Source organism: Enterobacter hormaechei subsp. hoffmannii (assembly GCF_001729745.1).
Classification (GTDB): domain Bacteria; phylum Pseudomonadota; class Gammaproteobacteria; order Enterobacterales; family Enterobacteriaceae; genus Enterobacter; species Enterobacter intestinihominis.
The window spans coordinates 3,814,389-3,835,403 of the sequence record NZ_CP017186.1 but is presented as its reverse complement, the minus strand read 5'-3'; the positions used below and the strand labels follow the sequence as shown (position 1 = coordinate 3,835,403).

General features: G+C 57.3%; 18 protein-coding genes. 12 read left to right on the top strand and 6 right to left on the bottom strand.

The genetic code is table 11. The features are described from left to right. Window positions 1–90: 90 nt before the first annotated feature. A complete protein-coding gene (gene zupT, locus BFV65_RS18040) occupies window positions 91–864 on the bottom strand; it encodes a zinc transporter ZupT (RefSeq protein ID WP_022649430.1) in 774 nt (257 codons plus the stop codon). 130 nt (window positions 865–994) lie between these two features. Here zupT and ygiD point away from each other — a divergent pair, with 130 nt between their 5' ends. Next, a complete protein-coding gene (gene ygiD, locus BFV65_RS18035; RefSeq protein WP_069596966.1) occupies window positions 995–1,783 on the top strand; it encodes a 4,5-DOPA-extradiol-dioxygenase in 789 nt (262 codons plus the stop codon). Window positions 1,784–1,864: 81 nt separating this feature from the next. On the opposite strand, the gene BFV65_RS18030 is transcribed toward ygiD, so the two are convergent. From BFV65_RS18030 to tolC, 3 genes are all read right to left on the bottom strand, one after another. Further along, complete coding sequence (locus BFV65_RS18030; protein ID WP_022649428.1) at window positions 1,865–3,025, bottom strand: glutathionylspermidine synthase family protein; 1,161 nt, start codon at window positions 3,023–3,025, stop codon at window positions 1,865–1,867. A gap of 2 nt (window positions 3,026–3,027) precedes the next feature. Beyond that, complete coding sequence (locus tag BFV65_RS18025; RefSeq protein WP_006811983.1) at window positions 3,028–3,693, bottom strand: DUF1190 family protein; 666 nt, start codon at window positions 3,691–3,693, stop codon at window positions 3,028–3,030. Between the two features lie 626 nt (window positions 3,694–4,319). Beyond that, a complete protein-coding gene (gene tolC, locus BFV65_RS18020) occupies window positions 4,320–5,798 on the bottom strand; it encodes an outer membrane channel protein TolC (RefSeq protein WP_023306968.1) in 1,479 nt (492 codons plus the stop codon). Window positions 5,799–6,001: 203 nt separating this feature from the next. Between tolC and nudF the strand changes: the two genes are divergently transcribed. Genes nudF through parE form a run of 5 tightly spaced genes read left to right on the top strand, consistent with a single transcriptional unit; the run spans window position 6,002 to window position 10,410 of the window. Further along, entirely contained in the window at window positions 6,002–6,634 is a 633-nt protein-coding gene (gene nudF, locus BFV65_RS18015; RefSeq protein ID WP_069596965.1) for an ADP-ribose diphosphatase, read from the top strand. Further along, window positions 6,631–7,053 (top strand): DUF1249 family protein, encoded by a 423-nt coding sequence (locus tag BFV65_RS18010; RefSeq protein WP_003862516.1) that lies wholly within the window; start codon window positions 6,631–6,633, stop codon window positions 7,051–7,053. Before nudF ends, BFV65_RS18010 begins: the two co-directional genes overlap by 4 nt. Before the next feature lie 27 nt (window positions 7,054–7,080). Then, window positions 7,081–7,908, top strand: a complete 828-nt coding sequence (gene cpdA / locus BFV65_RS18005; protein WP_023298619.1) for a 3',5'-cyclic-AMP phosphodiesterase — start codon at window positions 7,081–7,083, stop codon at window positions 7,906–7,908. Beyond that, entirely contained in the window at window positions 7,908–8,489 is a 582-nt protein-coding gene (yqiA, locus tag BFV65_RS18000; RefSeq protein ID WP_069596964.1) for an esterase YqiA, read from the top strand. The genes cpdA and yqiA overlap by 1 nt, the downstream gene beginning before the upstream one ends. Window positions 8,490–8,517: 28 nt before the next feature. After that, the gene (parE, locus tag BFV65_RS17995) at window positions 8,518–10,410 is read left to right on the top strand and encodes a DNA topoisomerase IV subunit B (RefSeq protein WP_023306966.1); all 1,893 of its coding nucleotides are present in this window, start codon (window positions 8,518–8,520) and stop codon (window positions 10,408–10,410) included. Window positions 10,411–10,536: 126 nt separating this feature from the next. Here parE and BFV65_RS17990 read toward each other — a convergent pair whose 3' ends face one another. Continuing rightward, window positions 10,537–12,666, bottom strand: coding sequence for a TonB-dependent siderophore receptor (locus BFV65_RS17990; protein ID WP_069596963.1), 2,130 nt, complete (start codon window positions 12,664–12,666; stop codon window positions 10,537–10,539). A gap of 384 nt (window positions 12,667–13,050) precedes the next feature. On the opposite strand from BFV65_RS17990, the gene BFV65_RS17985 reads away from it, so the two are divergent. From BFV65_RS17985 to BFV65_RS17965, 5 genes are read left to right on the top strand one after another with little or no spacing between them, the layout of a single operon-like run. Then, the gene (locus BFV65_RS17985) at window positions 13,051–13,863 is read left to right on the top strand and encodes an ABC transporter ATP-binding protein (protein ID WP_023306964.1); all 813 of its coding nucleotides are present in this window, start codon (window positions 13,051–13,053) and stop codon (window positions 13,861–13,863) included. Next, window positions 13,860–14,843 carry a FecCD family ABC transporter permease gene (locus BFV65_RS17980; RefSeq protein WP_022649420.1) on the top strand — a complete coding sequence of 328 codons (984 nt, stop codon included), beginning with the start codon at window positions 13,860–13,862 and terminating at the stop codon, window positions 14,841–14,843. The genes BFV65_RS17985 and BFV65_RS17980 overlap by 4 nt, the downstream gene beginning before the upstream one ends. Then, on the top strand, window positions 14,840–15,880 hold the full coding sequence (locus BFV65_RS17975; protein ID WP_069596962.1) for a FecCD family ABC transporter permease: 1,041 nt from the start codon (window positions 14,840–14,842) through the stop codon (window positions 15,878–15,880). The genes BFV65_RS17980 and BFV65_RS17975 overlap by 4 nt, the downstream gene beginning before the upstream one ends. Before the next feature lie 9 nt (window positions 15,881–15,889). Next, on the top strand, window positions 15,890–16,840 hold the full coding sequence (locus tag BFV65_RS17970; protein WP_023306962.1) for an iron-siderophore ABC transporter substrate-binding protein: 951 nt from the start codon (window positions 15,890–15,892) through the stop codon (window positions 16,838–16,840). Continuing rightward, window positions 16,837–17,712, top strand: a complete 876-nt coding sequence (locus BFV65_RS17965; protein ID WP_015571883.1) for a MurR/RpiR family transcriptional regulator — start codon at window positions 16,837–16,839, stop codon at window positions 17,710–17,712. Before BFV65_RS17970 ends, BFV65_RS17965 begins: the two co-directional genes overlap by 4 nt. Window positions 17,713–18,179: 467 nt before the next feature. Here BFV65_RS17965 and BFV65_RS17960 read toward each other — a convergent pair whose 3' ends face one another. Beyond that, a complete protein-coding gene (locus BFV65_RS17960; RefSeq protein WP_069596961.1) occupies window positions 18,180–19,019 on the bottom strand; it encodes an AraC family transcriptional regulator in 840 nt (279 codons plus the stop codon). Window positions 19,020–19,185: 166 nt separating this feature from the next. Here BFV65_RS17960 and BFV65_RS17955 point away from each other — a divergent pair, with 166 nt between their 5' ends. Further along, a complete protein-coding gene (locus tag BFV65_RS17955) occupies window positions 19,186–21,000 on the top strand; it encodes a DUF2264 domain-containing protein (RefSeq protein WP_069596960.1) in 1,815 nt (604 codons plus the stop codon). Window positions 21,001–21,015 lie beyond the last annotated feature (15 nt).

The following is a 21,015-nucleotide window of genomic DNA, read 5'->3' as shown; positions in this document are numbered from 1 at the left end:
TTTATATTTGGTGGGTTATTATAGGGTAAATATATAGGATTGTTATTTTGAATAATATAATGCCTCCGTATGAAACGGAGGCATTAATTCTTAACCAATACCTGCCGTTTGTAGCAGAACCAGACTCATCCCCATCACTGACATTCCACACAGCACGCCGTAGCTTGGGTTATTGTTGGGATCGATCTCTTTTGCCAGCGGCATCAGCTCATCGACAGATAGCGCGACCATAATCCCGGCCACGGCAGCCATAATTGCAGCCATTACAACCGGGGATACGAGGCTACCGAGGATCAGCCACGCCAGCACGCCGCCGAGAATTTCAGCCATCCCGGAGATACCCGCCCAAAAGACAGCTGTACGTTTTGAACCCGTGGCGGCATAAACGGGCCCGGCAACGGCAAGTCCTTCAGGAATATTGTGCAAAGCAACGGCCAGCGCGACACCAAAACCCATTTCCAGGTTGCTGCTGGCCGTGACATAGGTGGCGATACCTTCCGGAAAGTTATGCAGGCTGATACCCAGCGTCAGCAGAATGGCCGTGCGTTTGATATTGCCAGGGATGGGGGCAACGCTTTTTTGCATTAGATCCTGCGGGTGCGCGTGAGGAAGGATACGGTCGAGTGCAAAATAACCCAGCAGGCCAATGATAAACATGCCATAGCCCAGAACAGGCGACATCCCTTCGGCGTGAAGCGCGGCGGGCAGCATCTCCATCAGCGAGATAAGCAGCATAATCCCGGCGGCGAAACCCAGCGAGAAGGCCAGCAGGCGATTAGAGGGTTTTTGACCGAGTACCCCAAGGAACGCACCGATAAAGGTCGCGGCGCCCGCAAGTAAGGTCAAAATCAAAGGTACTGACATGCATTCTCCTTAAGCGATATCTGGCATTCAAATTTCCTGATGATGATCTTCACGGTTATCTACGTTCATCTTCACCTGAATGCGCGTAATGTAGGCCCATCACTTTGTCACTTCCTCTAAGGATATCACCATGTCTCCTTCTCGTATGCCAGCACTGTTTTTAGGCCATGGCAGCCCCATGAACGTTCTGGAAGATAACGTCTATACCCGCGCCTGGCGTCAGCTGGGTAAGACGTTACCGCGTCCGAAGGCAATTGTGGTGGTCTCTGCGCACTGGTTTACCCGGGGTACCGGCGTGACGGCCATGGAAGCGCCAAAAACGATCCATGATTTTGGCGGTTTTCCGCAGGCGCTATACGATACGCATTATCCGGCCCCCGGTTCGCCTGAGCTGGCGCAGCGGCTGGTTGATCTGCTCGCCCCTGTTCCGGTTGCGCTGGACAAAGAAGCCTGGGGCTTTGACCATGGCTCGTGGGGCGTGCTGATTAAGATGTATCCTGATGCGGATATCCCGATGGTGCAACTGAGTATCGACAGCACCAAACCGGCTGCCTGGCACATGGGAATGGGGCGTAAGCTGGCTTCGCTTCGTGATGAGGGCATCATGCTGATTGCCAGTGGCAACGTGGTGCATAACCTGCGTACGGTACGCTGGCACGGTGAAAATACGCCGTACCCTTGGGCAACAGCCTTTAATGACTATGTAAAAGACAACCTGACCTGGCAAGGGCCGGTCGAACGGCACCCTTTGGTGAACTATCTGGATCACGACGGCGGTTCGCTCTCTAACCCGACGCCGGAACACTTCTTGCCATTGCTGTATGTATTAGGCGCATGGGATGGTCAGGAGGTTATCACAACACCGGTCGACGGTATTGAGATGGGGAGCTTAAGTATGCTGTCGGTGCAGGTGGGGTAAAACATGCCCGGTGGCGCTGCGCTTACCGGGCCTACGCTCAACATGTAGGCCGGGTAAGGCGAAGCCGCCACCCGGCAAGTCTTATTCAATAAAAATATGCGGGTAGAAACGCGACAGATCCTGCGTAATCAGCGCGCGATCTTCGCGAATACCAATCCCGGCAGGCTGATCGTTAATAAGCCAGCTGCCGATCAGCGTATAGCTGTCGCCAAACTTCGGCAGTTGATAAAACGCCTGGACGATCATCCCTTCCTCACCGTACGGCCCTTCAACCGCTTCCAGCGTTTTACCGTTTTCGATAATCGAGACGTTCGCGCCTTCACGGGAGAAGATTGGCTTAACGACGTATTTCTCCATCGGCGGGAAATCATCTTCGGCAAAGTAAGCAGGCAGCAGGTTCGGGTGGTTCGGGAACATCTCCCACAGCATTGGCAGCAGGGCTTTATTGGAGATAATGCTCTTCCAGGCTGGTTCCAGCCAGCGCACACCGGCGTCTTCCAGCTTGGTAGAAAACATTTCGCGCAGCATGTATTCCCACGGGTAGAGCTTGAACAGGTTGCTGATCACCTGATCCTGCGTGTCCGTAAACTGACCTTTTTCACCTAAACCGATCTCTTCGATATAGAGGAATTCCGTCGCCACTTCCGCTTCGGCTGCGCAGTCCTGCAAATACTGAACCGTACCGCGATCTTCTTCGGTATCGCGACAGCAGGCGAGGTGCAACAGGTTAAAACCGTGCTGTTCTCGCAGTTCGGCGAAACGCTCAATCAGTTTTTCTTGAAGGCTGTTGAACTGGTCGCTGCCTTCCGGCAAGTTTCCGGCATTCGCCTGATCTTCCAGCCAGATCCACTGGAAGAACGCGGCTTCGTACAGGGAGGTTGGCGTATCTGCGTTGTTTTCTAAAAGCTTCGGTTCACCCACGCCATCCCATGCCAAATCGAGGCGAGAGTAGAGCGAAGGCTGGTTCGTTTTCCAGGACTGACGAACAAAGCTCCAGGTGTGCTTCGGAATGCGGAATTTGGTCATCAGCTCATCGCTGTCGATGACTTTCTCTACCACCTTCAGGCACATCTGGTGCAGTTCTGCGGTCACCTCTTCAAGCTTTTCGACCTGCGCGAGCGTGAGCTTATAGTAAGCGTCTTCACACCAGTACGGCTCGCCGTACATGGTGTGAAAGTTGAAACCGTATTCGGTGGCTTTTTCGCGCCAGTCCGGGCGCTCGACAATACTGACTCGTTCCATGATCAGCCGCCCATTGAGCGAGTCGAAGAGCCGGTCGCACTACGCTGCATGGTGGTTTGTTTCGCCACAGACTCACCGAAGCCGCCACGGGTAATGGTGCTGGTAGTGGCTGGTTTCGGTGCCATCGCGGTTTTCGGTACGGTCATCGTACGGCCAGGCGTTGCAGCACCGTAACCCTTGCCGGTGGCATCGGTGTATTTACCGTACGCCGGGCTGTTTGGGTTTTTAGAACTAAACAGTGGTTGCTGCTGGTAGCCCGCGCCGCCGCTCATCAGACGGCCCATCATATAACCCGCCATCAGAGGCATCCAGAAGCTACCGCTGGACTGTGCCTGCGCCTGGTTTTCCGGTGCCATACCTGCCTGAGCAGGAGCCTGCTGGCACTGGCCTTCGCCGAATTCGGCTACACAGTCTTCGCGTGAGGCATATTTCGGCGCGGTACGTTCTGCCTCTTTCAGGGCGTTGTTATAGGCCGTCGTACACTCGGCGGCTTTACCGGTTGCGCTCGCACAATCGTCAGCGTTTTGATAGAGCGACACCGTTTCGTCGCTTTGCTCACAGCCTGCCAGCATAAAGACGGCGGTGACCGCCAGCGCGACAGGTGTCAGGTGGCGTGCGTTCCAGCTTTTGCGGAACGACGCGTGATTCATCGTTTTTGTCCGTTTCATATTTGTCTTCCAGGACCCAGGGGTATTAACGCTCAGGATAGAGGATGAGTGGTTGAAAATGAAGCGAAGAGGGGCGAAATCCGGGGGATCTTTACGTTGGCTTACGTTCGGGGGGATTAATGTGCTCCCTCTCCCTGTGGGCTGAGGGATCCCCAGTAATTTTTTTATGCAGAAGCAATAAAGTTGCTTTCTAAATGACTGAGGGCTGTCAGCGATGCCCTGGTCCGGCTGTAAATCGCTGAGGCGTTTGCCTTCCGGCCGGGGCGAGGCGCAGGGATGCGCCGAGAGGGCGGATTTACAGGGACGTTGCCTCCGCCCGTACCCGATAAGCCGGAAGGAATGAGCCGAGGGCACCGCGAAGCGGCGATTTACCGCCGGGAGCCCGGGTCGCCAGGGTGGTGGCGACTGAGCCACCCTGGCACGTTCACCGGTCATGTCGTTACAGAGTAGCAAGGAACATAAAGTGAACGGAATGACCACCACCGCCGTATGTTCCCCTCACCCTAACCCTCTCCCCGGAGGGGCGAGGGGATTGCTCAGTGCTCGCATTAATTTGTGGGGAACCCTCTCCCTGTGGGAGAGGGCTGGGGTGAGGGCATCAGGCCGCATTGGGCCTGATGACACACTTAGTTACGGAACGGATTCGTGCCGCTGCTCGCAGGTGAGGTGCTGCGCGCTGCCGCTGGCTGTGCAGCCGGGGCGCTGCCGTTAGCGTTGAAGTTATCAACCGCGGCATCCTGCTCTGGATTTTCCGGCGCCACGCTGTCAGGCGACGTGGATACCGGTTTACCCAGCGTACTGTTCAGCATTTGCAGATCCTGCTCGTTCAGCGTACCCAGCGCCTGCTTGATGTTCAGCTGGTTAATCAGGTACTGGTAACGTGCGCTGGAGAGCTGCTGTTTCGCGTTATACAGCGTGGTCGTTGCGTCTAACACGTCAACGATGGTACGCGTACCGACGGAGTAGCCTGCTTCCATCGCGTCCAGAGAGCTTTGCGCAGAGACAACGGCCTGTTTGTAAGCGTTGATGCTACTGATAGAGGCATTGACGTTGTTAAAGGAAGAACGCACGGTCTGCACCACGTTACGGTGCGCGCTTTCCAGCTGCTCGCTGGCGCCCACAAAGTTGTACTGCGCCTGTTTCACCTGAGAGTTAACCATCCCGCCCTGGTACAGCGGCAGAGAGAAGCTGAGGCCCACTTTGTTCTGGCCAACGTTGCTGTCGTCATAGGCCTGAGACGTCGTTTTAGACCCGCTGTAGCTGGTATCCGATACGCCGGTAGAGGCGCTCAGGCTCAGGGTTGGCAGGTGACCATCCTGTGCAAGGCGGATCTGCTCGCGTGCCAGATCCTGGCTCAGGCGCGCCTGCAATAAGGTCAGGTTACGGTTTTCCGCTTCTTTCAGCAGAGCATTAACCGCCTGCGGTTTGTCCGTTTTGAAACTGTCCACGTTCAGAGAGGCCAGCTCAGGATAGTAGTTACCGGTGACCTGACGCAGTGCTTCCAGTGCGTTGTCGAGGTTGTTACGTGCGGTCACTTCGTTAGCCAGTACGGTATCGTACTGTGAACGGGCGTTCTGCACGTCAGTGATCGCAACCAGACCCACATTAAAACGCTGGGTGGTTTGATCTAACTGACGGTAAATCGCCTGTTTCTGCGCTTCGGTATAGGAGAGCGCGTCAATCGCGCTCAGCACCTGGAAATAGGCGGTCGCGGTATTCAGGATCAGCGTTTGCTGATCGGTCTGATAGGTGACATCCTGAATGCCTGCGCTCTTTTCCTGCAAACTCAGTTCACGCCATTTGGACATGTCGAACAGGGTCTGTGTAAGCTGTAAAGAGGCGCTGGTGGCATTCGAGTCGATGCCATTGTTATCGCGAAAACCGTTAGTGTAGGTATAATCTGCACCTAAGCCTAACTGCGGCAGCAGTGGACTACGTGCTTCGTTAATCTTTTCAAACGCAGCATCACGATCGGCCGCTGATTTACGTAAATCAGGGTTGCCCAGACGTGCCTGCTGGTAGACCTGTAACAGGTTCTCTGCCTGGCTCATTGCACTGAAGCCCGTCAGGCTCAGGCCGATAAGGATGGGGAGCAATTTCTTCATTTGCATTCCTTGTTGTGAAGCAGTATTAGCGCTGATCTAATTAAAAATAATTGCCGATTCTAACAGAATCATCCACACCAAAAGGTTGGCGTAACGTGCCATCTGGCGGTAATTTGCTCCAATCTACCATATAGCCATACAAACGGCAGCCAAACAGCCTTGAAATTCACAATTTCATCACCATTGCTACCAGGACTCGACCGATGCAAAAACCAGAAAACGTGCCTGTCACCTTCGCCAAAAACGATGTAGAAATTATTGCACGAGAAACGCTTTATAGCGGTTTTTTTTCAATGGAACTTTACCGTTTCAGGCATCGCCTGTTTAACGGTGAAATGAGCAGTGAAATCAAACGCGAAATTTTTGAGCGCGGGCATGCGGCAGTCTTGCTACCCTTTGACCCAGTGCGTGATGAAGTCGTGCTGGTCGAGCAGGTCCGTATTGCGGCGTATGATACCAGCGAAACGCCGTGGTTGCTGGAGATGGTGGCCGGGATGATCGAGGAGGGTGAGTCGGTCGAAGACGTCGCTCGCCGCGAGGCGCTGGAAGAGGCAGGCCTGGCGATCGGTCGGACGAAACCGGTGTTGAGCTATCTGGCAAGTCCGGGGGGAACAACGGAACGCTCATCTATTATGGTGGGCGAAGTGGACGCCACGACAGCGAAAGGGATCCACGGTCTGGCAGATGAAAACGAAGATATTCGGGTTCATGTGGTGAGTCGGGAGCAGGCTTACCAATGGGTAGAAGAGGGTTTAATCGACAACGCAGCGTCTGTCATCGCCTTGCAATGGCTGCAACTGCATCATCAGAATTTACGAAACGAGTGGAAAAAATGAAGCGCTATACACCTGACTTCCCAGAAATGATGCGCCTGTGCGAAACCAATTTCGCCCAGCTGCGCCGCCTGCTGCCGCGAAACGACGCGCCCGGCGAAACGGTAAGCTATCAGGTGAGCAACGCGCAGTATCGGTTAACGATAACAGAATCAACGCGCTACACTACGCTGGTGGAGATTGAGCAAACGGCGCCGAGCATCAGCTACTGGAGCCTGCCGTCAATGACGGTACGTCTTTATCATGATGCGATGGTCGCTGAAGTGTGTTCAAGCCAGCAGATCTTTCGCTTCAAAGCGCGGTATGATTATCCGAATAAAAAGTTGCATCAACGCGACGAAAAGCATCAAATTAACCAGTTTTTAGCCGACTGGCTAAGATATTGTTTAGCACATGGAGCAATGGCGATTCCGGTTTGTTAGCGTCATAAACCTACCTAAGGACACCATTTGGAAAGCCTGTTGAACCTGACTGTTGCTGGTGGGGCGCCAGTCAGGATATTACAAATCACCGACACCCACCTTTTTGCCGAAAAGCATGAGACGCTTCTGGGCGTGAACACCTGGGAGAGTTATCAGGCGGTTCTTGACGCGATCCATGCTGAAAAGCGGCCATGCGATCTGATCGTCGCGACAGGCGATCTGGCGCAGGATCAATCCTCCGCAGCCTATCAGCATTTCGCCGAAGGAATTGCGAGCTTTAGTGTGCCTTGCGTCTGGCTACCGGGCAATCACGATTTTCAGCCCGCCATGTACAGTTCGCTTCAGGAGGCGGGGATTTCGCCGGCAAAATGTGTCTTTACGGGGGACCAGTGGCAAATTCTGCTCCTCGACAGTCAGGTGTTTGGCGTTCCGCACGGTGAGTTGAGCGACTATCAGCTTGACTGGCTGGAGACAAAACTGGCCGCCGAACCGAATCGTAATACGCTGCTGTTACTGCATCATCATCCGCTGCCGGCGGGCTGTAGCTGGCTTGATCAGCACAGCTTACGCAACTCTGCGGCGCTGGATAGCGTGCTGGCGAAATTCCCGCGCGTGAAAAATTTGCTGTGTGGGCACATTCACCAGGAACAGGATCTCGACTGGAACGGTCGCCGCCTGCTCGCGACGCCGTCCACCTGCGTGCAGTTCAAGCCCCATTGCGCTAACTTCACGCTGGACACCATCGCACCGGGCTGGCGCTGGCTGGACCTGCATGCCGACGGCTCGCTGACCACCGAAGTGTGCCGTCTGGCTGGCGCGCAGTTCCGCCCGGATACCGCTTCAGAAGGCTATTGATGTCGACGCTCCTCTATCTGCACGGGTTCAACAGTTCTCCGCGTTCCGCAAAGGCGACGCAGTTTCGCCAGTGGCTGAGCGAACATCATCCGCACGTGGAGATGATTATTCCGCAGCTGCCCCCTTATCCGGCGGACGCGGCAGAAATGCTGGAATCGATTGTGCTTGAACACGGCGGCGAATCGTTTGGCGTTGTCGGCTCGTCCCTCGGCGGCTACTACGCCACCTGGCTGTCGCAATGCTTTATGTTGCCCGCTGTCGTCGTTAACCCGGCGGTCCGGCCATTTGAGCTGTTAAGGGACTTTCTTGGCGAAAACGAGAACCCCTACACCGGCCAACAATATGTGCTAGAGTCATGCCATATTTACGATCTCAAAGTTATGCAGGTCGACCCGCTTGAAGCGCCCGATCTTATCTGGCTGCTGCAACAGACGGGAGATGAAGTGCTGGATTACCGCCAGGCAGTGGCGTATTACGCATCCTGCCGCCAGACTGTAGAAGAGGGCGGAAACCATGCTTTCACGGGCTTTGAAGATCATTTCACCCAGATTGTCGATTTTCTTGGACTGCACAGCCACTGACAATCAATGCGAATTGCTAGCTTAAATCATGACGCAAACCTATAACGCTGATGCCATTGAGGTACTCACCGGGCTTGAGCCGGTTCGCCGCCGCCCGGGGATGTACACCGATACGACGCGCCCAAACCACCTGGGCCAGGAAGTAATTGATAACAGTGTGGACGAAGCGCTGGCAGGTCATGCCAAACGCGTGGACGTTATCCTGCACGCCGATCAGTCGCTGGAAGTCATCGACGATGGCCGCGGCATGCCGGTGGATATTCACCCGGAAGAGGGGGTTCCTGCCGTTGAGCTGATCCTCTGCCGTCTGCATGCGGGCGGTAAGTTCTCCAACAAAAACTACCAGTTCTCTGGCGGCTTGCACGGCGTGGGGATCTCTGTGGTTAACGCCCTGTCAAAGCGCGTGGAAGTGAACGTCCGTCGCGACGGCCAGGTGTATAACATCGCGTTTGAAAACGGCGAAAAAGTGCAGGATTTGCAGGTCGTCGGGACGTGCGGTAAACGCAACACCGGCACCAGCGTCCATTTCTGGCCTGACGAAAGCTTCTTCGACAGCCCACGCTTTTCTGTTTCCCGCCTGACGCACCTGCTGAAAGCCAAAGCGGTGCTGTGCCCAGGCGTAGAAATCACCTTTAAAGATCACGTTAACAACACCGAACAGAGCTGGCGCTACGAAAAGGGTCTGAACGACTACCTGTGCGAAGCGGTTAACGGCCTGCCGACCCTGCCGGAAAAACCGTTCGTCGGGAATTTCGAAGGTGATACCGAGGCGGTGGACTGGGCGCTGCTGTGGCTACCTGAAGGCGGTGAGCTGCTGACGGAAAGCTACGTCAACCTGATCCCAACGCTGCTCGGTGGGACGCACGTCAACGGCCTGCGTCAGGGTCTGCTGGATGCGATGCGCGAGTTCTGCGAATACCGCAACATTCTGCCGCGCGGAGTGAAGCTTTCCGCAGAAGATATCTGGGACCGCTGCGCCTACGTGCTTTCCGTGAAAATGCAGGATCCGCAGTTTGCCGGTCAGACTAAAGAGCGCCTGTCGTCACGCCAGTGTGCGGCGTTTGTTTCCGGCGTGGTGAAAGATGCGTTTACCCTGTGGCTGAACCAGAACGTTCAGGCCGCAGAAATGCTGGCTGAAATGGCGATCTCCAGCGCCCAGCGTCGTCTGCGCGCGGCGAAGAAAGTGGTGCGTAAAAAGCTGACCAGCGGCCCCGCGCTGCCGGGCAAGCTGGCGGACTGTACCGCGCAGGATCTCAACCGCACCGAGCTTTTCCTGGTGGAAGGGGACTCGGCGGGCGGATCGGCCAAGCAGGCGCGCGATCGTGAATATCAGGCGATCATGCCGCTCAAGGGTAAGATCCTCAACACCTGGGAAGTCTCGTCTGATGAAGTGCTGGCCTCGCAGGAAGTACACGACATCTCCGTGGCGATCGGCATCGATCCGGACAGCGACGATCTGAGCCAGCTGCGCTACGGCAAGATCTGCATTCTCGCGGATGCGGACTCCGATGGTCTGCACATCGCCACGCTGCTGTGCGCGCTGTTCGTGAAGCACTTCCGCACGCTGGTGAAAAACGGTCACGTCCACGTGGCGCTGCCGCCGCTGTACCGTATCGACCTTGGCAAAGAAGTCTACTATGCGCTGACGGAAGAAGAGAAAGCGGGCGTGCTGGAACAGCTGAAGCGCAAGAAGGGCAAACCGAACGTGCAGCGCTTTAAAGGGCTGGGCGAGATGAACCCGATGCAGCTTCGCGAAACGACGTTGGATCCGAACACGCGCCGTCTGGTGCAGCTGACGATCAGCGACGAAGACGAACAGCAAACCAACGCCATGATGGATATGCTCCTTGCCAAGAAACGTTCGGAAGACCGACGTAACTGGCTGCAGGAGAAAGGCGATATGGCGGATATAGAGGCCTGATGCTGAAAAAGCCCTGCGATGCAGGGCTTTTTTTTGCCCGGTGGCGCTGCGCTTACCGGGCCTACGATCGCTCCCCTCGCCCCTCTGGGGAGAGGGTTAGGGTGAGGGGAACGCCTCGCACTGACGTCAAAACTCCATCTTCACCGTAAACTGCACTTCACGCGGGTCGCCAATCTGGTTGGCCAGGTTATTGGTCGCAATCGACGACGTGTAGTAGGTCTTATCAAACAAATTCTTCACGTTCACCTGTAGCGTCACCGGATATTGCAGCTTCATTTTGTACGCCGCAAATGCATCCGCCACGAAATAGCCCGGCAGATAATAATCCGCACCGTTAGTCGCTGAACGACGGCTCACGCCGTGCCCGCCGCCGCCAATTGTCAGCGTATTCCCGGCAAACGCATTGTGAATATCGTACGTCAGGAACAGGGAGCCGGTATGGCGCGGCACGTTTGGCAGCGGTTTGCCCGCGTAGTCCGGGTCTTCCAGCACCTTCGCATCGGTATAGCCGTAGCTGGCGATAATGTTGGTGTTCTCGGTCAGCGATCCGGCGAGATCCACTTCGACACCCTGCGAGCGCACGCGGCCCGCGGTTTTGGCGACGGTTTCATCACCGATGCTCTCGGTGTACAGCACGTTGCGCTTGTGGATATCAAACAGCGCGATGTTGGCAGTAATGCCGTCGAACAGGTCGAATTTAGCGCCTATTTCATACGCGTTCGACGTTTCCGGCGGCAGGTCGCCGATGTAGCTCGCAATGGACGACTGCGGCATAAACGTCTGGGAATAGTTAGCAAACAGGGAGACTGCCGGCGTGAGCTTGTATACCAGGCCCAGCTTCGGCGTCCACTGGTCGTCGCGGCTGTCGGTGTTGACGTTAAACGGACGGCCTTTGCCCGCGTACTGGGTGTAATACTGGTAGCGCAGTCCGGCAACGGCGATCCATTTATCGGTCAGGTACAGCGCGTCCTGCGCGTAGGCGGAGTAGCTCTCCTGCTTGATGGTTTGATCGCTGTCGGATGCCGAGACGGTGGTGCACTTGCCGAGGCTGCCGTAGCTCGGGTTGTAAATATTGAAATCCTTAACGTTCTTACAACGGATCATGTCCGTACGCAGCAGATCGTAATTCTCATACGACACGCCGGTCAGGATCTCATTGTAAAAGCCCGCGATGTCCACGTTCCCCTGCAAATCTGCCCGCGTTGTGTGCATACGCTGGGTCGAACCCTGGGTCGCATCCACGCGGCGGGTCAGGTTGCCGGTTTTTGAATCGTAGGCCATCACGCGAGCCTGGTTATCGCTGTACTTATCCTGGCTGTAGCTGTAGTCGAACTTCGCGGTCCACTGGCTGTTAAGGCGATACTCCGCGTTAAGCTGAGCGAGGTCGGACTGACCGTCGGTCACGTTAAATGGCTCATCAAAGCGGGTTTTGCGATCGACGTTGACGGCCTTTTTGGTGTTGAGATCGAAGATCGTTCCGCGATCGAACGGCGTTTTATAGTCGCGATGCGAATAGAGCACGGTCACGGTGGCATCATCGCCGAACCAGGTCAAAGACGGGGCGATAAAGGTGCTGCGTTCGGTGCCGAAATTACGCCAGTAATCCTCGTCCTGATACTCCCCCGTCAGGCGATAGGCCAGACGCGTACCTTCAATCGGACCGGTGACGTCAAACTGTCCGGTACCGCCGCCAAAGCTGGTTGATGTGGCAGAAATCGAGCCGCCGAAGGTTTTCTCCGGGCGTTTGGTCACCACGTTAATCAGGCCGCCGGGGTCGAGAATACCGTAAAGGGTCGAGGCCGGGCCTTTTAGCACCTCCACGCGCTCGGTTGCGGCATTGAAGCTGCGCGGCAGCACGGTGCGCAGGCCGTTGGTCATGATCGAGCCATCGCGGTTTGCGCCGAAGCCACGGCGCACGAAGGCATCCTGCGTGCCGCCCAGGGTGTTGGTCTGCACCACGTTGCTGACGTTATACAGCGCCTCGTCGAGTGTGGTCGCGTTTTGGTCTTCCAGCACTTTATCGCTGACGGTATTGACCACCTGCGGGATGTCCAGCATCGGCATGTTGGTCAGCGTGGCGGTGGAGGTGTTCAGGGGCTGATAGCCGCTGGTGGCGTCGGTGGAAGCGTAAGGGTCGGCAGTGACGGTAAGCGTCTCACCGTCTTTTGCTGCTGCGTGCACCAGAGGCGCCATGAACAGGAGTGAAAAGAGCGCGCGCCCTTTTACCCCGGCGAATGAAGGTGTGAACTTAGCCATTACATCTGTTTTCCCAAAATATCCTGCGATGAAATGCTCGCGGAAGAATGTGTGAGTCATTGCCCTTACGGTCTGTCCGTTAGCCTCTACGGCATCGGACTTGTAATTGAGAATCATTCAAGCATGAGGGGATGTAGTAGTAAATGGAATAAATAAAAATTTCGCTACAGAGGTTTCTCTCTGGCTAATACGCGTTGGTTTCTTGTTTAAGGCATTGAAAATAGTTGATAAAAATGAATTTTAATTTGTGCAGCGATGCTCAGTTATCCCTGGGGTTTACAGGGTGTATCTTCGCTTGACTACTACATGGCGCGGCGGCAAACTCACAAAAGAGAATGAGTTTTATTTTTATTTGTTGGTTTTTTTTCTTACGTTGGCGTTCACGTGGCTCACTACATCAAAAAGCCGGGACTGGTTCTTGAGAACCTCTCCGCGGGTTACCAGAAAAAAATCATCGTTGATGATATCTCCCTTGCGATCCCCCAGCAGAAAATGACTGTTCTGGTGGGCGCAAACGGCTGCGGAAAATCGACGCTGTTAAGTACCCTCGCGCGGCTGCTTCAGCCGCTCGGCGGCAGCGCGGTGCTGGACGGCAAAGCCATCCACTCGCAGCCAACCAAAGCGGTCGCCCGCCAGCTCGGGATCCTCCCGCAGTCTCCGCTGCTTCCAGAAGGGTTAACCGTATTTGAGCTGGTCTCGCGCGGACGTTTCCCCTGGCAGAACGTGATGCGCCAGTGGAGCGAAGAAGACGAGCGGGCCGTGGAGGAGGCGTTACGCCTGACCGGAACGGCAGAGTTTGCCCATCATCTGGTTGAAAGCCTGTCCGGCGGCCAGCGCCAGCGCTGCTGGATCGCCATGGTGCTGGCGCAGCAAACGCCCTACATCCTGCTGGATGAACCCACGACGTACCTCGATCTTCGCTACCAGGTAGAGATCCTCGAACTGCTGCACACGCTGACGCGCCGGCACGGGCGCACCGTGGTGGTGGTTCTGCACGATCTCAACTTCGCCGTGAACTACGGTGATTCGCTGGTCTTTTTACGTCAGGGAAAGGTTGAGGGGGTACTGCATGAGGGCGACGCCTGCACGCCGGAGCTGATCAAAGCGGTGTTTGATGTCGACGTGCATATGTCGGTTAACCCGTTGACCGGCAAGCCGTTCTTTATGCCGTTCCGTCAGGCTGTCGACAAACCATGATGCGCACGTCTGTGGCCTTTATTCTCTTTACGCTGCTGCTTCTGGCAGGCGCGATTGCGCACCTGAGCATCGGGGCGCGCGTTATCGCCCCCCGGACGGTAGTAGACGCATTTTTCCACTTCGACCCGCGCAATTTTGAGCATAGCGTGATCGTCAGGCTGCGCTTGATGCGACTGTGCGCTGCCCTGGTGACGGGCGCGGCGCTCGGCGTCGCGGGCGTGCTGCTGCAGTCAGTGATCCGCAACCCGCTCGGCGAGCCGCATATCCTGGGGCTAAATGCAGGGGCGGCGCTGGCGGTGGTGCTGACGAGTGCCCTCGGGCTGTCGCTGCCGTTTGGCCGCCCTCTGATAGCCGCAGCCGGCGCCGCCGCGCTCTTTTTGCTGGTGCTAACGTTCTCCTCATCCGGGCGTACCGGTCTCACGCCGATGAAAGTCACGCTGTGCGGCGTGGCGATGTCGGCATTTGCCTCATCGATAACCGCCACGGTGTTGATTCTGGATGAACAGACGCTGCTGGCCATGCGGACCTGGCTTGCGGGGGATGTGGCGGGAGTCATCGGCGAGACGACCGCTAGCGCCGCGGGGGCCGCTGCCGTGGGTTTTGCGCTGGCGCTCTGGCTGTCGCCGTCGCTGAACATGCTGGCGCTGGGGGACAGAATGGCGCAGGGGCTTGGCGTGTCGCTGCTGAAAACGCGCCTGCTCGCGCTGCTGGCCATCGCCCTGCTGTGCGGCGCGGCGGTTTCAGTTGCCGGACCGATCGGGTTTATCGGACTCGTTGTGCCGCAGCTGATTCGCCGTCTGGTATCGGTGGACCTGCGCGTGATGGTGCCGCTCTCAGCCCTCTGCGGGGCGCTGGTTCTGCTGATGGCGGATATCGCCGCCCGCACGCTGTTTACGCCGTATGAGCTGGCAACCGGCGTGATGACTGCGCTGGTCGGCGCGCCGGTCTTTATCCTTATGGCGTCAAGGATGTTCAAATGAACCGGGCTGGATTGAGGGCAGTACGATTTTCCTCCTTCTCGGCGCTGGTTCGCCCGAGGGCGCTGCTGTATCTGACCGTTTTAACCCTTGCCGTTTTACTGCTGCTAAGTTTTGGCCTGACGCACGGCTTGCTGCCCATTCCTGCTTCCGCCATCGGACGTGCGCTGTTTTATCCTGAACGTCTGACGGCGGATGCGCATTACATTGTGATGGATATCCGCCTGCCGCGCCTGCTGATGGCGGTGCTGTGCGGCGCGATGCTCGGCATGGCGGGGGCGGCCATGCAGTCCATTACCCGCAACGGCCTTGCTGACCCCGGACTTATCGGCGTGAAAGAGGGCTGTAGCGCGGCGGTGCTGCTGCTGATTTTTCAGTTTCCGGGATTGGGGCCGTACTGGCGTCCACTTATCGGCATGGCCGGTGGGCTGCTGACCGCACTGCTGGTAGTGGCGCTGGCGCGTGATATCTCGCGCCCGCGATTCATCCTGATCGGCATCGGCGTGTCATGGGCGTTTGCCGCCGCGATGGGGGTCTTTATGACGACCGCCGACGTGCGCGACGTCCAGACGGCGATGCTGTGGCTGGCGGGGAGTCTGCATGCGGCAAGCTGGACGCTGGTCAGCATCGCTGCTGCCTGGACAGTGCCGGCGTTTGCGCTGCTGCTCTTTACCGCGCGCGCCGCAGACGTAGCCTTGCTCGGCAACCACACTGCGACGGGGCTGGGCGTGCGGACTTCACACCTCGCGCTGCTGCGCGTGTTTCCCCCCGTGGTGCTCACCGCGGCCTGCGTCTCCTGCGTGGGGAGTATCGGCTTTGTCGGGCTGATTGCCCCGCACATGGCGCGCCTGCTGCTGCGCGGAGGGCAAACGGCACTGCTGACGGGAAGTGCCGTACTGGGCGCGCTGCTGGTGCTGCTGGCGGATAACGTCGGGCGGCTGGCATTTCTCCCGTTGCAGCTGCCGGCGGGAATTGTCATTTCACTGATTGGCGGACCGTTTTTCCTGCTGCTGCTCTGGCAGCGTCGGGATCGATTTTAGGGGATAGAAATGCGCGTATTTTTTGCAATGCTGGTGCTGGTGGGTTTTGCTGCAGGAGCCGCAGAGCCAACGCAGACGTTTACTGACGACCTGAACCGCAAAGTGGTGGTGCCGGTTAACCCGAAGCGGATTGTGTCCCTGCACGACCTGGATATCACCATTCCGCTGATCGAGCTTGGCGTACCGCCGGTTGCCAGCCATGGCCGTACCCGACCGGACGGCAGCCATTTTCTGCGCTCCAGCGGCATGCTGACGGGCATCGATTTTGATAATTCCGACATCACATTCATCGGCACCGCCGATATCGATATTGAAGCCATCGCCGCGGCGAAGCCGGATCTTATCATCACCGAGCCGACCCGCAACACGCCGGTCGAACAGCTGGAAAAAATTGCCCCGACGGTGAGTATCGATCACCTCGACGGCGGCGCGCCGGAGATCTACCGCAAGCTGGCGCAGCTTACCGGGACAGAGGCGCGGCTGAAGATTCTGGAGCGTCGCTATCAGGAGCAGATCGAGGCGCTAAAGGCGACCATCGATACGAGCAAACTGACCGTCTCGGTGATTCAGGCCAATCAGGGCAAAATCAACGCCATGCACAGCTACCACTCGCTTGGGCGCGTGCTGCGCGACGCAGGGTTCAGGTTCCCGCCGCTGATTGAGAGCATCCCGGAGGGCGGGCGCATCGACGTCAGCGCCGAGCGTCTGCCGGAGCTGGATGCTGATTTTGTCTTTGCAACCTGGCGCGGGGACACCGGCGGAAAACCGCAGGACGAGCTGGCGGCGATGGATGCGGTAATGCCGGGCTGGTGTCAGTTTCTCAACGCCTGCCGAACCGGGCATTACGTGCTCATCTCCCGCGAGGAAGCGATCTCAAATTCATTTGCCTCGCTGGGGCTGATGGCCGCGCAGGTGCAGTCGCAGATAGCGGGCCGTCCGCTGCCGGAGGCCGCACGATGATCCGAAAAATTGATGTCTACGGCGACCGCCTCCGCTCGCGGGCGCACCAGCTGACGCCGCGCCTGCTGCAGGTGGCGAGCTATATCAATGAAAATCGTGAAGCGGTTATGGAGCAGACGGCAATGGAGATTGCCGCTGTGCTACACACCTCGGACGCCACCGTGGTGCGTGCCATTCAGGCGCTTGGGTTTGGCGGGCTGCGGGATCTCAAGCAGACCCTGGAGCAGTGGTTTGGCCCGGTGGTCACCTCCAGCGAGAAGATGTCCACGACGGTAAACACGCTTACCAGCGACGTCGACGCGAGCATCGATTTTGTGCTGGAAGGCCATCAACACACCTGCGCGGTGTTGTCCGAACCGGGCAACCGCTACGCGATGGCGCAGGCGGTGTCGCTGCTGGCGCAGGCGAGACAGGTCGCTATTTTTGGCATTGGCGCATCCGGCATTCTGGCTGAGTACACCTCGCGACTGTTTAGCCGTATAGGCCTGCCTGCGATCCCGCTCAACCGCACCGGTATTGGCCTCGCCGAACAGCTGATTGCCCTACAGCGCGGTGACGTGCTGGTAATGATGGCGCAAAAATCCGCGCACCGGGAGGGACAGACCACGCTGCGCGAAGCGAAGCGCCTGGGTATTCCCACCATTTTGCTGACCAACGCCACGGACTCGCGCTTTAGCAAAGAGGCAAGCGTAGTGATCCACGTCCCGCGCGGCGGCGAGAAGGGCAAAATCCCGCTGCACGGCACGGTGCTGCTGTGCCTGGAGATGATTATTCTGTCCGTCGCCTCCACCGAGCCGCAGCGCACCATCAAGTCGATGAAGCGCATCAACGAGTTACACCGCGGATTAAAGCCGGGCAAGAAGAGCGGTTGATTTTCCCCCTCTCCCCGTGGGCTGAGGGATCCCCAGTAATTTTTTTATGCAGAAGCAATAAAGTTGCTTTCTAAATGACTGAGGGCTGTCAGCGATGCCCTGGTCCGGCTGTAAATCGCTGAGGCGTTTGCCTTCCGGCCGGGGCGAGGCGCAGGGATGCGCCGAGAGGGCGGCTTTACAGGGACGTTGCCTCCGCCCGTACCCGATAAGCCGGAAGGAATGAGCCGAGGGCACCGCGAAGCGGCGATTTACCGCCGTGAGCCCGGGTCGCCAGGGTGGTGGCGACTGAGCCACCCTGGCACGTTCACCGGTCATGTCGTTACAGAGTAGCAAGGAACATAAAGTGAACGGAATGACCACCACCGCCGTATGTTCCCCTCACCCTAACCCTCTCCCCGGAGGGGCGAGGGGATTGCTCAGTGCTCGCATTAATTTGTGGGGAACCCTCAGCCCCGTGGGTGAGGGCGTCAAACCGCACGATGGTTCTTCCTGTACTGCAGCGGCGTCTCGCCAATCCCTTTTTTAAACGCGCTGATAAACCACGTCACGTCGGAAAAACCCGTCTGTGCGGCAATGTCACGCACGCTCGAATCAGTGTGGAGTAAACACTCACACGCCTTACGCAACCTTAGCGTATTCAGGTAGTCGTGAATTTTTTCGCCCGTTTCCGCATGGAATTTTCGCGATACGTAGCTGCGGGATTTTCCCAGCTCATTGGCCAGCGCATCCAGACGAAATTTCTCCTGATAATGCTCGTCGAGCCAAAACATCACCTGGCTGGCGATCCCCTGGCTGTTTCCCGGCTCGCCGTCGCGATCGTCGGGCAGCATCGCGAACAGGCCTATCAGCAGGCTGGCGATGCTCTCGCTGTTCATCGGCGGTTTATAGCAGCTAAACAGATGGTCGATATGGTGATGGAAGTGAGCTAAATCGGCGACCCACGCTTCGCCGCCACGGCGTGACAGCCGCTCCAGACGCTGCCGGGTCTGGGGAAAATTCCGCAGGATCTTCAGCACCGCGTGCTGGTCGAGATGAATAATGGTGCGGCGGTAAATTGCCTCCGCCTGTTCGTCCACCATGACCTTGTGCAGCGTAAAAGGCGGGAAGAAAAACAGCCGTCCGGGGCGCATGGTGTAGTGACGATTATCGACAATCGCCACCCCAAAGCCCTCTTCCACATAGAGGATCTCCAGACACTGGTGCCAGTGATGGTAGCGCACGGTATTGGCAAACAGGCGGCTGAACGAGGCCACGGTATCGTTCAGGGCGATCAGTTCCAGAAGATCGGATGTCGGCGTGTCGCGCATAGTGCAATAAAACTCAACTTTTTCCCGTCTGACCGTCTTTATAAACCACCTTTTTAAATTTTCTCAACTGGAGGTTTATTCATCGTTCATGCCTGTGACACGGCTAACATTTCTGCCCCTTGCGGATTCACTATGCTTTGCCGCAGTTGATTACGAGGGCGAACCGATGTGGGCGGCAAACAAAGAAAAATCAAATCCGTTGTCTTCACGCCAGGATGTAGTGGCGTCGTTGAATGCACTTTTACAGGCGCTGGACACGCAATTTCCGGCGAACCGTTCACGATTCTCGCTGGGTGATACCTGCGCCCATTACACAGCGGATATTGCGCAGATGGAGGGACTTTCCCGCGCGCTGTGGGGGCTGTTTCCGCTGATGGCATCCGGCGAAAGCACGCCGTTCAGCGAGAAGTACCTTACTGCCATTAAGCTTGGTACCGACCCGCAAAGCACCGGCTACTGGGGTGAAACCGGCCCGTACGATCAGCGTCTGGTGGAGATGGCGGCCTACGGTCTGGGGCTCGCTCTGCTGGGAGATAAACTCACCGCGCACTTTACCGGGCGCGAGGTGATGAACCTGCACGCGTGGCTCAACCAAATCACCGACGCGCAGATGCCGGACAGCAACTGGAACTATTTTGCCATTATGGTCCAGCTCGGCTTTAAGCGCGCCGGCCTGCCGTACGATCAGGCCGCCATAGACCACCGCTTTGCGCTGATGGACGCCTACTATCTCGGCGACGGCTGGTACTCCGACGGTCCCGGCCGCCCGAAAGACTATTACATCTCCATGGCTTTCCATTTTTACGGCCTGATTTACGCCACCCTGAGTGACGACGAGGCGAGGGCAAAGGTGCTGCGCGAGCGCTCGCGTCTGTTCGCGGAAGACTTTATCTACTGGTCCGCCGCCGATGGTGCCTCGGTGCCGTTTGGCCGCAGCCTGACCTACCGCTTTGCCATGGTTGCCTTCTGGAGCGCGGTGGCTTTTTCTCAGCTGGACGTCTTCACCCCGGGTATCGTGAAGGGCATTGTGCTGCGGCATCTGCGCTGGTGGCAGCAGCAGTCGATTGTCGATCGCGACGGTATTCTTACCCTGGGGTTTGCGTATCCGAACCTGGCGATGTGCGAGGATTACAACTCCCCCGGTTCACCGTACTGGGCGCTGAAAACCTACCTGATCCTGGCGCTGCCGGAGGCGCATCCGTTCTGGCAGGCCGACGAGCAGCCGCTGCCCGCGCTTGCTGAAAAACATGTGATCCCGCATGCGCAGCAGATCCTGATGCATTCGAAAGCTTCGCAGCACGTCGTCATGCTCACCGCTGGTCAGCTGGAGCTGAATAACTACGTCAACACCGAAGCGAAATACACCAAATTTGCCTACTCCAGCCGCTTCGGATTCACCATTGAGCGTGGACGATTTGGCCTGAAGCATGCCGCCTGCGATTCCATGCTGCTGCTGGCGGATGGAGATGACTATTTCCGTGGTCGTCGCGAGTGCGAAGAGGTTCGGGTGGATGAACATAACATTTTCTCGCGCTGGTCGCCGTGGCGCGACGTGCAGATTGCGACCTGGCAGATCCCGTTCGGGGAGTGGCACCTGCGCCTGCACCGCATCAACAGCGCGCGCACTCTGCAAACCGTCGAGGGCGGCTTTGCGGTGATGAAAACCGCCCACCGGGTGCGCGATCGCGGTTGTTATCTGATGGCTGAAAACGGCAGCAGCGTCATTGTCGATCTTTCGCCGGTCATTCACCGCCAGCCAGACAGCATCGTCACGCCGCCGAACAGCAGCATTATGTTTGCGGAGTGCGCTTCCATTCCGTTGTTAAAGGCCGACCTCCCGCAAGGGGAAAGCTGGCTCTGTTGCGCCGTTCTGGCTGGCGGAAAACAGCCCGTTGCGGCGACGCCGCAGCTGAATATAACCCATAGCCGGGTCGTCATTAGCGAACCCGGAAGCGAACGTAAGCTGTCGTTCACATTATAAAAATCTGGCCCTACA

Excerpts from the sequence above, each read along its gene's own strand:
- BFV65_RS17980 (WP_022649420.1), top strand. The coding sequence starts at position 13,860 with ATGATGCGCACGTCTGTGGCCTTTATTCTCTTTACGCTGCTGCTTCTG.
- ygiD (WP_069596966.1), top strand. The coding sequence starts at position 995 with ATGTCTCCTTCTCGTATGCCAGCACTGTTTTTAGGCCATGGCAGCCCC.
- BFV65_RS18025 (WP_006811983.1), bottom strand. The coding sequence starts at position 3,693 with ATGAAACGGACAAAAACGATGAATCACGCGTCGTTCCGCAAAAGCTGG.
- BFV65_RS17990 (WP_069596963.1), bottom strand. The coding sequence starts at position 12,666 with ATGGCTAAGTTCACACCTTCATTCGCCGGGGTAAAAGGGCGCGCGCTC.
- BFV65_RS17975 (WP_069596962.1), top strand. The coding sequence starts at position 14,840 with ATGAACCGGGCTGGATTGAGGGCAGTACGATTTTCCTCCTTCTCGGCG.
- parE (WP_023306966.1), top strand. The coding sequence starts at position 8,518 with ATGACGCAAACCTATAACGCTGATGCCATTGAGGTACTCACCGGGCTT.
- BFV65_RS17965 (WP_015571883.1), top strand. The coding sequence starts at position 16,837 with ATGATCCGAAAAATTGATGTCTACGGCGACCGCCTCCGCTCGCGGGCG.
- tolC (WP_023306968.1), bottom strand. The coding sequence starts at position 5,798 with ATGAAGAAATTGCTCCCCATCCTTATCGGCCTGAGCCTGACGGGCTTC.
- zupT (WP_022649430.1), bottom strand. The coding sequence starts at position 864 with ATGTCAGTACCTTTGATTTTGACCTTACTTGCGGGCGCCGCGACCTTT.
- BFV65_RS17955 (WP_069596960.1), top strand. The coding sequence starts at position 19,186 with ATGTGGGCGGCAAACAAAGAAAAATCAAATCCGTTGTCTTCACGCCAG.
- BFV65_RS17960 (WP_069596961.1), bottom strand. The coding sequence starts at position 19,019 with ATGCGCGACACGCCGACATCCGATCTTCTGGAACTGATCGCCCTGAAC.
- BFV65_RS18030 (WP_022649428.1), bottom strand. The coding sequence starts at position 3,025 with ATGGAACGAGTCAGTATTGTCGAGCGCCCGGACTGGCGCGAAAAAGCC.
- nudF (WP_069596965.1), top strand. The coding sequence starts at position 6,002 with ATGCAAAAACCAGAAAACGTGCCTGTCACCTTCGCCAAAAACGATGTA.
- BFV65_RS18010 (WP_003862516.1), top strand. The coding sequence starts at position 6,631 with ATGAAGCGCTATACACCTGACTTCCCAGAAATGATGCGCCTGTGCGAA.
- yqiA (WP_069596964.1), top strand. The coding sequence starts at position 7,908 with ATGTCGACGCTCCTCTATCTGCACGGGTTCAACAGTTCTCCGCGTTCC.
- BFV65_RS17970 (WP_023306962.1), top strand. The coding sequence starts at position 15,890 with ATGCGCGTATTTTTTGCAATGCTGGTGCTGGTGGGTTTTGCTGCAGGA.